The sequence below is a fragment of the Streptomyces sp. NPDC003042 genome (genome assembly GCF_053591315.1).
In genome coordinates, this window is the sequence record NZ_JBSFTP010000003.1 from 138,519 (window position 1) to 150,055 (window position 11,537).

The window sequence follows — 11,537 nt, forward strand, 5'->3', positions numbered from 1 at the left end:
GGCCGCCTACAGCTCGTGGCCCAGTTCCGCGGCGAGCCGCGTCACCAGGTCGTGGGCCGCGTCCGGGATGACCGTGCCCGGCGGGAAGACCGCGGTCGCGCCCATCTCCAGCAGCGTCGGCACGTCCGCCGGCGGGATGACCCCGCCCACCACGATCATGATGTCCTCGCGCCCCTCCTCCGCCAGCTGCTCGCGCAGCGCCGGTACGAGGGTCAGGTGGCCGGCCGCCAGCGACGAGACGCCCACCACGTGGACGTCCGCCTCGACGGCCTGGCGGGCCACCTCCGCGGGGGTCTGGAACAGCGGGCCGACGTCCACGTCGAAGCCCAGGTCGGCGAAGGCGGTCGCGATGACCTTCTGCCCCCGGTCGTGCCCGTCCTGGCCCATCTTGGCGACCAGGATGCGCGGGCGCCGGCCCTCCGCCTCCTCGAACCGGTCGACGAGCGTGCGGGTGCGTTCCACGGACGGGGACTCTCCTGCCTCGGTGCGGTACACACCCGAAATCGTACGGATCTGGCTCGCGTGCCGCCCGTACACCTTCTCGAGCGCGTCGGAGATCTCCCCGACGGTCGCCTTCGCCCGCGCCGCGTTCACCGCCAGCGCCAGGAGGTTGCCCTCCATGCCCTGACCGGCACCGCGCTCGGCGGCGTTCGTCAGCGCCCGCAGCGCGTCCTGCGTCAGCGCCTCGTCGCGCTCCTCGCGCAGCCGCCGCAGCTTGGCGATCTGCTGCGTGCGCACGGAGGAGTTGTCGACCTTGAGGACGTCGATCCGCTCGTCGGTCTCCACGCGGTACTTGTTGACGCCGATCACCGGCTGGCGGCCCGAGTCGATCCGCGCCTGCGTCCGGGCCGCGGCCTCCTCCACGCGCAGCTTCGGGATGCCCGCGTCGATGGCCTGCGCCATACCGCCGGCCGCCTCGACCTCCTGGATGTGCTGCCAGGCCCGCCGGGCCAGGTCGTACGTCAGCTTCTCGACGTACGCGCTGCCGCCCCACGGGTCGATCGAGCGGCAGGTGCCCGACTCCTGCTGGAGCAGCAGCTGGGTGTTGCGGGCGATGCGCGCGGAGAAGTCCGTCGGCAGCGCGAGCGCCTCGTCGAGGGCGTTGGTGTGCAGCGACTGGGTGTGTCCCTGGGTCGCAGCCATCGCCTCGACGCACGTGCGCGTCACGTTGTTGAAGACGTCCTGCGCCGTCAGCGACCAGCCCGAGGTCTGCGAATGGGTGCGCAGCGACAGGGACTTGGCGTTCTGCGGGTCGAACTGCTTGACCAGGCGCGCCCACAGCAGGCGCGCGGCGCGCAGCTTCGCGACCTCCATGAAGAAGTTCATGCCGATCGCCCAGAAGAACGACAGCCGCGGCGCGAAGGCGTCCACGTTCAGCCCGACGGCCTGCCCGGCCCGCAGGTACTCCACCCCGTCCGCGAGGGTGTACGCCAGCTCCAGGTCGGCCGTGGCCCCCGCCTCCTGGATGTGGTACCCGGAGATGGAGATGGAGTTGTAGCGCGGCATCTTCTGCGAGGTGAAGGAGAAGATGTCGGAGATGATCCGCATCGAGGGCTTCGGCGGATAGATGTAGGTGTTGCGGACCATGAACTCTTTGAGAATGTCGTTCTGGATGGTCCCGGCGAGCTTGTCGGGGGAGACGCCCTGCTCCTCCGCCGCCACGATGTAGAGGGCGAGGACCGGCAGCACCGCGCCGTTCATCGTCATCGACACCGACATCTTGTCCAGCGGGATCCCCTCGAACAGCTGCCGCATGTCGTAGATCGAGTCGATCGCCACACCCGCCATGCCGACATCGCCCGTCACCCGGGGGTGGTCGCTGTCGTAGCCGCGGTGGGTCGGCAGGTCGAAGGCGACCGACAGGCCCTTCTGGCCGGAGGCGAGGTTGCGCCGGTAGAAGGCGTTGGACTCCTCCGCCGTGGAGAAACCGGCGTACTGCCGGATCGTCCAGGGCTGGTTGACGTACATCGTCGGGTACGGGCCGCGCAGGTACGGGGCCACTCCCGGGTACGTCGCCAGGAAGTCCAGGCCCTCCAGGTCCCGCCCGGTGTACAGCGGCTTGACGCCGATGCCCTCGGGGGTCTCCCACAGAAGGTCGCCCGTGGCGGTCCCGGTGGACTCCTTCACCGCCGCGCGCCACTGGTCCTCGGACCCGGCGGAGTCGTGGCCGCCGAGCGCGAGCTCGGAGAAATCGGGGATTCCGGTGCCGCTCAAGACGCTACTCCCATCCGATCGAGTACGCGGGACAGCACGGCGACCGCGTCGCAGCCGGCGAAGACGTACTCGTCCGCGGCCTGCTCGGCGGTGCCGGGCCGGCCGGCGAGGAACACGGTCGTCGCGCCGGCCTCGCGCAGGGCGGCGGCCACCGCCCCGGCCTGCTCCTCGTACAGCCCGTCGCTGGAGCACAGCACCGCCATGCCGTCGGCGCCGCTCGCCGCGTACGCCGCGGCGGCCGTCGCCGGATCCACCGAGACGGGGTCGTGCACCGGTTCGGTGCCGCCCGCCTGGAACAGGTTCGAGGCGAAGGTGGCCCGCGCGGTGTGCGCGGACGCCGGGCCGAGGGCGGCGAGGAAGATCCGCGGGCGGGCGCCGGTGGCGGCCAGGTGCGCGTCACTCCGGGCGCGCAGGGCCTCGTACGCCTCGTCGCGCCGGACGCGCGGCAGTCCGCCGGTGGCTCCCGCGGGCGCGGGCTCGCGTACGACCGGCTTCTCCGACAGCAGCGGGAACTCGCTGACGCCGGTGATCGGTTCGCGGCGCGTGGCCAGCTTCTTGGAGCGCGCGGCCCAGGTGGCGGCGAGCCGGTCCGCGACCAGCCCGGAGCGCAGGGCGGCCGCCTGGCCGCCCGCCCGCTCGACGGTCTGGAAGAACTCCCAGGCCACGTGCGCGAGTTCGTCGGTCAGCTGCTCCACGTAGTACGAGCCGCCGGCCGGGTCGATCACCTTGGCCAGGTGCGACTCCTCCAGCAGGATCGTGGAGGTGTTGCGGGCGATCCGGCGCGCGAAGGCGTCCGGCAGGCCCAGCTCGTTGTCGAAGGGGAGCACGGTGACCGCGTCCGCACCGCCCACGCCCGCCGCCATGCAGGCGACGGTGGTGCGCAGCATGTTCACCCACGGGTCGCGGCGGGTCATCATCACCGGCGAGGTGACGGCGTGCTGCCGCTGGGCGCCCGCGTCGGGGGCGCCGCAGGCCTCGGCGACCCGGGCCCACAGGCGCCGGGCGGCGCGCAGCTTGGCGATGGTGAGGAACTGGTCGGCGGTCGCGGCGTAACGGAACTCCAGCTGCCCGAGGGCCGCCTCGGTGGTGAGGCCGGCCTCCGTCAGGGCCCGCAGGTAGGCGACCCCGGTGGCCAGGGACAGCCCCAGCTCCTCGGCGGCCGAGCCGCCCGCCTCGTGGTACGGCAGGGCGTCCACGGTCATGGCCCGTACGCCGGGCCAGGCGGCGGCGGTCTCACGGGCCAGTTCGGCCGCGGGCGCCAGGTCCAGGGCCTCGCCGGTGCGGGCCTCGTGGCCCAGCGGGTCGATGCCGAGCGCGGCGCGGGCGGCGTCGGGGGACACCTCGCGCTCGGTGTACAGGTCGAGCAACGCCCGTGCGGCGTCGGCGTATCCGGCTCCGGCGTCGAGGGTGACGGGGGCCAGGTCGAGGTAGACGCCGTCCAGTGCCCGGCACAGTCCGCCGGCCGGGAGACCGCCCTGGCCGACGGTCAGCCAGAGGGAGGTGGTCCCGTTCTCGAGGTCCGCGAGGGCAGCCTCGTTCACCCGTACCGGGTCACTGCCCGTGAGCCGCTGCCGTACGTCCCACCCGGACGCGCTGGTGCCCGCGGGGGCACCTCCGCGCACGAAGGGCGCGAAGCCGGGGAAACCGGGGAAACCGGTGTCGACGCCGTCCCCGTCAGGACGCGCGGTGTAGAGCGGGCGGGTGATGAGCCCGTCTTCGAGCTTCGTGGACAGCGCTGCTTCCGCTGCCTCGCCGGATACTTCCTTGCCCGACTTGCGCAGTACGCCTTCAACCAGGCGCTGCCACTGCTCATGTGTCGCGTCAGGAAACTCGGCGGCCAGGGAGAGCCCGTCGTCAGGCTGGACCGTCATGACTCGAATGCTAGGGGGGCCGCTCATTCGAGACCATAACCGCCGGATGTGATCTCGCACTCCCAGGTCAGACCGCCCGGCCCGGCCCCGGCGGGCCCGCAGGGAGCGGGCTCGCCCCCGGGCCCACCCGTGCCCGAAAGCTCAAACCGTGAGGACGATCTTGCCCCGGGTCCGGCCGGTCGCGCTCAGCTTCCACGCCTCGGCGGCGTTCGCCAGCGGCAGGACGTGCTCCACGTTGACGGTGAGCCGCCCCGTGTCGGCCAGGTCCGCGAGGGCGGCCAGGACGGCGGTGTCGGCGCGGGCCCAGATGTGCTTGGCACCCTTGGATCCGGCGTCGTTGTCGGCGATGGAGATCACCGGGGCTCCTTCGCGGACCAGCGACTGGAGGAGCTCGACGCCGCCCTCGCCGTAGAAGTCGAGTCCCGCGTCGACACCCTCGGGGGCCAGCGCGCGGATCCGGTCGGCGACGCCGTCCCCGTAGAGCACCGGTTCGGCGCCCAGCGTGCGCAGGTAGTCGTGGTTGTGCGCGCCCGCCGTGCCGATGACCCGCGCGCCGAGGGCGACCGCGATCTGCACGCCCAGCGAACCGGTGCCGCCGGCGGCCGAGTGGATGACGACGGTCTGGCCGGCCGTGACGCCCGCGCGGGTGATGGCCTGGTAGGAGGTGAGCCCGGCGAGCGGAAGGCCCGCGGCCTCCTCGAAGGTCAGCGAGCGCGGCTTGTGGGCGATGGTGCGCACGGGAGCGGCCACCAGCTCGGCGTACGTGCCGAGCTCGACCCATTCCTTGCGGACGTAGCCGTACACCTCGTCGCCGACGGCGTAGTCGTCGGTGTCCGGGCCGACGGCCTCCACGATGCCGGAGACGTCCCAGCCGGGGATGACCGGGTGGCGGACCTCGAGGACTTCGCCGAGGAATCCGGCGGCGAGCTTCCAGTCCACGGGGTTGACCCCGGCGGCCTTGACGCGGATGAGCACCTCGCTGGGGCCGACCTTGGGCTCCGGCGCGTCAACCAGCTCCAGGCGGGCGGGACTTCCGTATGCGCTGTACGCGATTGCCTTCATGGTCGTCCCAACGGGGCCGAAGCGGAGGGTATTCCGTCGTTTGCGCGCGGTGCCGGGTTCGGTTCAGGCGGGCAGCGTGTTGTGGTGGGAACGCCGCCGGGCAGCGCTCAGGAGGGCCTGGATCTGGGCGCCCGACTGCTCGACGTCGTCCAGCGGCGAGGGGAACGCCAGCCGGACGTCGCGGTGGCCGCGCCGCTCCTCCAGGCGCAGGGTGATCCCGTACCGGTCCAGGGCGAGCGGCAGCGCGCGCACGACCGCCGCCGAGGGCGCCGGCCGGACCAGGCGCAGCAGCAGGGTGACCAGCTCGGGGTGCTCGTCGAGGAGGTGGGTGAGCATGCCCGCCTCGTAGGGGGCGAGCGGGTCGGGCCAGGCCTCGTCGAGTTCCTCCAGCCCGATGTACGCGACTCCCTCCGCGGTCTCCAGGACCGCCTGGCCGTACTCCACGCAGGTGCTGCCCGTGGGCCCTGCGGCTCCCTCGTCGGCGAAGGGCCCGTACGGGGTCTCGTAGGGGGTGAGGAGGTGCCCGAGGACGGTGACGCGGGCGCGGACCCGGTCGCGTACGGGGGTCGGGGCGATGTCGGTGAACTCCAGCCGGATCGCGGGACGGGCGTCGTCCGGCGGAGAGGTGGGATGTCCTGCGGCGGGCGCGGCGGGGTGCAGGTGCAGCCGGCCGAGGACGTCGCTGCCGTCGAGGTGGCGGACCTCGGTGCGGACGCCGTCGGTGACCACGGTCATCGAGTGGGCGGCGGCCAGGACGGACCGGACCCGCTCGGCGTCGGTGGGGCGGGTCGCGGGCGGGTCGGCGGGCGTGGCGGCGGAGGCACCGGGCAGGCGCATGCGGGTCTCTCCCTCATCCGGAGCGGGTTAGGTATGCCTAACCTAACCCATTCGATCCGGGGGGAGTACCCCGCGTGCACGCGCCCAGTACCGGTAGGCGGCCCCGGCGAACCGGTCCTGCCCCGCCGTAGTGCCGAGCGTCAGCGGAAGATGCCGCTCCAGGTGCTCGACGGCGGAGATGGAAGCGGGGTCCGGGAAGCGGTGGTAGAGCGTGGCCCGGCCCACCCCGGCGGCCTTGGCGATCCGGTCCGTCGTCAGGGCGCGCGGATCGCACTCCGTGAACAACTGTTCCGCCGCGGCCGGCATCTGGGCGCGGTCGCGGATCGCGTCGGCGCGCTGCCGCGGCCGACGGGTCGAGGCCCGGGCGCCGGGCCCGGGGGTTGCCCGCTGGGGCGGGACCGGCGCCCGCGATGTCGCTCACGGCGCGGACCTGGTAGCCCTCGGTCATGGCGGCGGCCCTACGTGCTTCGTGTCGGTGTTGGGCTGAACGGGTGAAACGGGAGAGGATGGCGGGATGCACATGAAGCGCACGGCCGAGGCGGCCCGGTGAGCAGGTACGACGTCACGGACGAACAGTGGGAGGGACTCGCGCAGGTGGTACCCCTGCGCAGTCGCAACGAGTGGCCCTCCCGGGTGGACCACCGCACGATTCCCGCGAGTCCCGGGGCGTCCGCCGCGGAGCAGCGGCGCTTCGTCGTGATCCGGGTTCAGATCTTCGCGGACGCGCGGGAGGTGGCGGAGTACCTGATCGCGCAGATCCCGGTCCTGCTCGACCTCACGGGCGCGGACAGCGAAGTCGCCAAGCGGATCCTGGACTTCAGCAGCGGTGTGGTCTTCGGCCTCGGCAGCGGCATGCACCGGGTCGACAGGAACGTCTTCCTGCTCGCGCCCGTCGGGACCGAGGTCGAGGGGATCGCGGCAGCCGCCGTCCCCCGATCGTAGGAAGGTCGTGGCGACGGAACGGTTCGCCGGGCCCCCGGACGCCCCGGCGGCCCGTACCGTCCGGCCATGGACGCCATCCTGGACGCGCCGCGGCCCGGCGCCGCCGCCGCGACCGACACTCCCGCACGGCCCGCCGTCCCCGCAGGGGGTCAGCTGCGCCCCAGCGTCACCGAGTTACGGCTGTCCGCCTTCGGGCCACACCGCGCGGCCGTGTTCCCACTGGGCCCCGTGACCCTCTTCGCCGGATCGAGCGGCAGCGGCAAGTCCCAGGCCCTCGCCGCCTACGAGGCCCTCGCCGGGCTCGGCTCCGGGATCCCGCTGGAGGAGGTGTTCCCCGACCCCCTGGCCCGGGTGCCCGAACGGGCCCGGCCCGACGCGGACGGGCGGCGCGGCTTCCGGATCGGCTGCGTGGTCGACGGTCCGGTCGGCCCCGTCCGCCTCGACCTCGCCGTACAGGCCGAGCCCGCGCTGCGCGTCGTCGGCGAACGGCTCTCGCAGGACGGTCAGATCCTGTTCAGCACCGCCCTGCTCGACCCCCGCCGACGCTCCGTCCAGGCCGCCTGGCTGACCGGCGGCACCATCGGCGTGACGCGCGCCCCGCTGCCGGACGACCGGCTCGGCACCGCCCTGCTGCCGCTGCGCGTCGCCGGATCCACCCCCGGACAGCGCCGCGTCCTGGCCGCCGCCGAGCAGGTGGTGGTCGCTCTGCGCTCGGTGTTCGCCTGCGACCCCCGCCCGGAGCGGATGCGGGCACCCGTCCCGCCCGGGGACGGCCGGCTGCGGCGCGACTGCGCCAACCTGGCCGACGTACTGCGCCGGACCCGCCACGAGTGCGGCACCCGCCACGCGCTGCTGGCCGAGGCGGCGCGTACCGGCTGCGCGGGACCGGTGGCCGCGCTGGACGTCCGCAGCCCGGACGCCGGGGCCGACGGCGACGGCCTCCTGTCGGCCCTGCTGGACCGCGGACCCGACCGGCCCGCGACGTGGTTCGGCCGGCTCGGCGCGGGCGAGCTCCGCTTCCTCGGGCTGGCGCTCGTCCTGCTCACCGGGCCGGGGGTGCTCGCCGTGGATCCGGCCGCCGAGATGCTCTCCGCGCGGCAGGCCCTGACCGTACTGGCCGACGGTCTCGACCGCGGTCTGGACCGGCGGCAGAGCGCCGAACTGCTGCGCCTGGCCCTGCTGTCCGGCGGGCGCGGCCACATCCGGCTGGTGGCGGCGGTGGGAGAGGACGCGGCGGGAACCGCGCGGGGCCTGCCGGGCGTCTCGGTGGTAGACCTGTCCTCATGAACGACAGGCAGGATGCCCCGCGGGGGGAGCGGCTGTACCAACTCCAGCGGCGGCTGGCGGATTTCGCGGCGGCCCGGGACTGGGGCCCGTACCACACGCCCAAGAACCTGGCCGTGGCCTTGAGCGTCGAGGCGTCCGAACTGGTCGAGATCTTCCAGTGGCTGACGCCTGAGCAGTCGGCGGCGGTGATGGACAAGCCGGAAACCGCGCACAAGGTGGCCGACGAGGTGGCCGATGTGCTCGCGTACCTGCTGCAATTCTGTGAGGTTCTCGGGGTGGATGTGCTGGACGCTCTCGCCGCGAAGATCGAGAGGAACGAGCTCCGGTTTCCGGTGACGGGTCCGCCGGGGCACGATGGAACACCGAATCGTCACTCTTCGGAGTGATGGCGCTGTCCACAACCATGTTTGTGTCCACAGATTTCCGAATACCCCTGGCTTTACTGGCTCGTTGCCTTCACTCTGGGTAGTGGAGAACGGCGGGATGTCGTGCGGACGGGGGACGGCATATGGATGCGGTACGGCTCATCGCGGCCGGCCGGCACGCGCTGGCACAGAGCGGGGCTGCGTGGGACATCGTGGGCGAGGCCTGGCAGGCCCAGGCGCTCGCCCAGGGGATAGGCGGCTGGCTGGCGGTCACCGGGCCGCCGGAGCTCAGAGCGGAGGCACGGGGACTGGGAGAAGCGGGAGGCAGAGGCTGCGGGGTGATCGACCGGGCGGCGCTGCGCGGTGAGGGCAGCGCACCCGAGCGGCCGCCGCGCGCGGAGCAGCTGACCGAGGTGGCGGATGTGCGCCAGGCGCTGCTCGGACTCCAGGCGCTGCTCGGCGAGGTCGGGATAGCGCTCGTCGGAGTGGCCTGCGGGACGGACGAAGAGGGCCTGTACTGGCAGTGCATAGAGTCGATCGACGCGGCGGACGAGTCGAGCGACCGGGTACGGGGACTGCTGCGCCGGATGACGGTCCGGGAGCGGGGGTCCGCATCGGGCGTGGCCTGAGCGGTTCGGGGTCCGGGTCCCGCCGCGCGCGGCGGGACCCTCGCACGCTCAGAAGGACCGGTCGGGCTGAGGCTCGCTCTGCGGGCGCTCGCTCTGCTGGAGGTCGGCATCGAGCTGGGACAGGTCGGCGTTCAGCGCCGCCATCAGCTCTTCCATCTGCTGCAGCAGGCCCTTCGGCGCGCCGCCCTGGGCGGGTTCCGCGGACTCGTGGCGTGCGTGGTCGTGCGCTGCCTGTCCGGTCTGTCCGTTCTGTCGGCGGGTCTCCGGCACGGACTCGTGGGACATGGCGGCCTCCTCGGCCCTGGCCCTTCCGGTGCGGAAGGGGGCGGTGGACGCACCGGCGAGAGGCCGCCGGCGCGCGGGCCGGGCGGTCCGGCTCCGTCCGAGCCAACGATCCCCTTCCGCGCTGGTCACTGGCGAGGCGGAGGGCAGGCCTCCCGGTTGACGCAGATTCACCCGGCAGGGGTGGGAGGGGCAGGATGGGGGCATGGATCTCCGCATTTTCACCGAACCCCAGCAGGGTGCGAGTTACGACACCCTCCTGAGCGTCGCCAAGGCCACCGAGGACCTGGGCTTTGACGCGTTCTTCCGCTCGGACCACTACCTGAGGATGGGATCCGCCGACGGGCTGCCCGGTCCCACCGACGCCTGGATCACCCTCGCGGGCCTGGCCCGCGAGACCAAGCGGATCCGGCTGGGCACGCTGATGACGGCCGGCACCTTCCGGCTGCCCGGCGTGCTCGCCATCCAGGTGGCGCAGGTCGACCAGATGTCCGGCGGCCGGGTCGAACTCGGCCTTGGCGCGGGCTGGTTCGAAGAGGAGCACAAGGCGTACGGGATTCCCTTCCCGGCGGAGCGCATGGCCCGACTGGAGGAGCAGCTGGCCATCGTCACCGGCCTGTGGGCGACCGAGCCCGGCGCCACCTTCGACCACCGGGGCAGCCACTACCAGGTGGAGAACTCCCCGGCCCTGCCCAAGCCGGCCCAGGCCAAGGTGCCCGTCCTCGTCGGCGGCCACGGCGCACGGCGCACCCCGCGCCTCGCCGCCCGGTACGCGGACGAGTTCAACATGCCGTTCGCCTCGGTCGCCGACAGCGAGCGGCAGTTCGGCCGGGTCCGCGAGGCGGCCGAGGAGGCGGGCCGCAAGGCCGGCGAACTCGTCTACTCCAACGCGCTCGTGGTGTGCGTGGGCAAGGACGACGCCGAGGTCGCCCGCCGGGCCGCCGCCATCGGCCGCGAGGTGGACGAGCTGAAGGCCAACGGCCTGGCCGGTTCCCCGGCCGAGGTCGTCGAGAAGATCGGCACCTACTCCGCCATCGGCTCCTCCCGCACCTACCTCCAGCTGCTCGACCTCGACGACCTGGACCACCTGGAGCTGATCTCCTCCCAGGTGCTCTCCCAGCTCGGCTGAGTCCGTCCCCGGAAAGGAGCAGCGGAACCGATGCCCCGAGCGACCGGCCCCCTCGCCGAATCCCTCGCCCACCGGGCCGTGCTCCTGGACGGCGGGCTGAGCAACCAGCTCACCGCCCAGGGCTGCGACCTGTCCGGCGGCCTCTGGACCGGCCGGGTGCTCGCCGAGCGGCCGGACCAGGTGGAGGCCGCCCACACGGCGTACGTCCGGGCCGGCGCGGAGGTACTGATCACCGCTACCTACCAGGTCGGCCACGAGGCCGCCGCCCTGCTGCGCCGGGGCGTCGCCGTGGCCGCCCGTGCGGCGCGGGCGGCGGACCACGAGGTCTGGGTGGCGGCCTCGGTGGGCCCGTACGGGGCGGTCCTGGCGGACGGTTCGGAGTACCGCGGGCGGTACGGGCTGAGCGTGCGCGAGCTGGCCGCCTTCCACCGCCCCCGGATCGAGGCCCTGCTGGAGGCGGGGCCGGACGTCCTGGCCCTGGAGACCGTCCCGGACACCGACGAGGCCGAGGCCCTGCTGGACGTCCTGGCGGGGACGGGCGCCCGCGCCTGGCTGAGCTACACCGTCGCGGGCGACCGCACCCGGGCCGGCCAGCCCCTCACCGAGGCCTTCGCCCTCGCCGCCCACGCCCCGGAGGTGATCGCGGTCGGCGTCAACTGCTGCGACCCGGCGGACGTACTGCCCGCCCTGCGGGCGGCCGCCCCGGTCACGGACAAGCCGCTGCTGGCGTACCCCAACGACGGCTCCGTCTGGGACGCGACCGCCCGGCAGTGGCACCCCCCGCCGACGCCCGCGGCGTGGGACGTGCCCGCCTGGCGGGCCACGGGCGCCCGCCTCCTCGGCGGCTGCTGCCGCGTGGGCCCGGACCGGATCGCCGCCCTCGGAGCGGCCTTGGCCTGAGGAAAACCAGAGGCAGACA

General features: G+C 73.5%; 12 protein-coding genes. 6 read left to right on the plus strand and 6 right to left on the minus strand.

All coding sequences use genetic code 11. The features are described 5' to 3' along the window. Window positions 1–6: 6 nt before the first annotated feature. From scpA to ACWDYJ_RS03020, 5 genes are all read right to left on the minus strand, one after another. Window positions 7–2,214, minus strand: coding sequence for a methylmalonyl-CoA mutase (gene scpA / locus ACWDYJ_RS03000; protein WP_451563682.1), 2,208 nt, complete (start codon window positions 2,212–2,214; stop codon window positions 7–9). Continuing rightward, window positions 2,211–4,085, minus strand: a complete 1,875-nt coding sequence (locus tag ACWDYJ_RS03005; RefSeq protein WP_451563683.1) for a methylmalonyl-CoA mutase family protein — start codon at window positions 4,083–4,085, stop codon at window positions 2,211–2,213. Before ACWDYJ_RS03005 ends, scpA begins: the two co-directional genes overlap by 4 nt. A 141-nt stretch (window positions 4,086–4,226) precedes the next feature. Then, window positions 4,227–5,147, minus strand: coding sequence for an NADP-dependent oxidoreductase (locus ACWDYJ_RS03010; RefSeq protein ID WP_451563684.1), 921 nt, complete (start codon window positions 5,145–5,147; stop codon window positions 4,227–4,229). Window positions 5,148–5,210: 63 nt separating this feature from the next. Further along, window positions 5,211–5,984, minus strand: coding sequence for a DUF2470 domain-containing protein (locus ACWDYJ_RS03015; protein WP_451563685.1), 774 nt, complete (start codon window positions 5,982–5,984; stop codon window positions 5,211–5,213). A 42-nt stretch (window positions 5,985–6,026) separates the two neighbouring features. Continuing rightward, entirely contained in the window at window positions 6,027–6,290 is a 264-nt protein-coding gene (locus tag ACWDYJ_RS03020) for a TetR family transcriptional regulator (RefSeq protein ID WP_451563686.1), read from the minus strand. A gap of 240 nt (window positions 6,291–6,530) precedes the next feature. Here ACWDYJ_RS03020 and ACWDYJ_RS03025 point away from each other — a divergent pair, with 240 nt between their 5' ends. The 4 genes from ACWDYJ_RS03025 (at window position 6,531) to ACWDYJ_RS03040 (ending at window position 9,207) form a co-directional block, all read left to right on the plus strand. Beyond that, the gene (locus tag ACWDYJ_RS03025) at window positions 6,531–6,926 is read left to right on the plus strand and encodes a cell division protein SepF (RefSeq protein WP_073777979.1); all 396 of its coding nucleotides are present in this window, start codon (window positions 6,531–6,533) and stop codon (window positions 6,924–6,926) included. Between the two features lie 66 nt (window positions 6,927–6,992). Then, window positions 6,993–8,213 (plus strand): ATP-binding protein, encoded by a 1,221-nt coding sequence (locus ACWDYJ_RS03030; protein WP_451563687.1) that lies wholly within the window; start codon window positions 6,993–6,995, stop codon window positions 8,211–8,213. Then, window positions 8,210–8,599, plus strand: coding sequence for a nucleotide pyrophosphohydrolase (locus tag ACWDYJ_RS03035; protein WP_451563688.1), 390 nt, complete (start codon window positions 8,210–8,212; stop codon window positions 8,597–8,599). The genes ACWDYJ_RS03030 and ACWDYJ_RS03035 overlap by 4 nt, the downstream gene beginning before the upstream one ends. Before the next feature lie 122 nt (window positions 8,600–8,721). Continuing rightward, window positions 8,722–9,207, plus strand: a complete 486-nt coding sequence (locus tag ACWDYJ_RS03040) for a DUF6099 family protein (RefSeq protein WP_451563689.1) — start codon at window positions 8,722–8,724, stop codon at window positions 9,205–9,207. 48 nt (window positions 9,208–9,255) lie between these two features. Here ACWDYJ_RS03040 and ACWDYJ_RS03045 read toward each other — a convergent pair whose 3' ends face one another. Next, window positions 9,256–9,492 carry a hypothetical protein gene (locus tag ACWDYJ_RS03045; RefSeq protein WP_451563690.1) on the minus strand — a complete coding sequence of 79 codons (237 nt, stop codon included), beginning with the start codon at window positions 9,490–9,492 and terminating at the stop codon, window positions 9,256–9,258. Between the two features lie 202 nt (window positions 9,493–9,694). On the opposite strand from ACWDYJ_RS03045, the gene ACWDYJ_RS03050 reads away from it, so the two are divergent. Both ACWDYJ_RS03050 and mmuM read left to right on the plus strand, forming a co-directional pair. Then, complete coding sequence (locus ACWDYJ_RS03050; protein WP_451563691.1) at window positions 9,695–10,618, plus strand: LLM class F420-dependent oxidoreductase; 924 nt, start codon at window positions 9,695–9,697, stop codon at window positions 10,616–10,618. A 30-nt stretch (window positions 10,619–10,648) separates the two neighbouring features. Then, on the plus strand, window positions 10,649–11,518 hold the full coding sequence (gene mmuM, locus ACWDYJ_RS03055; RefSeq protein ID WP_451563692.1) for a homocysteine S-methyltransferase: 870 nt from the start codon (window positions 10,649–10,651) through the stop codon (window positions 11,516–11,518). Window positions 11,519–11,537 lie beyond the last annotated feature (19 nt).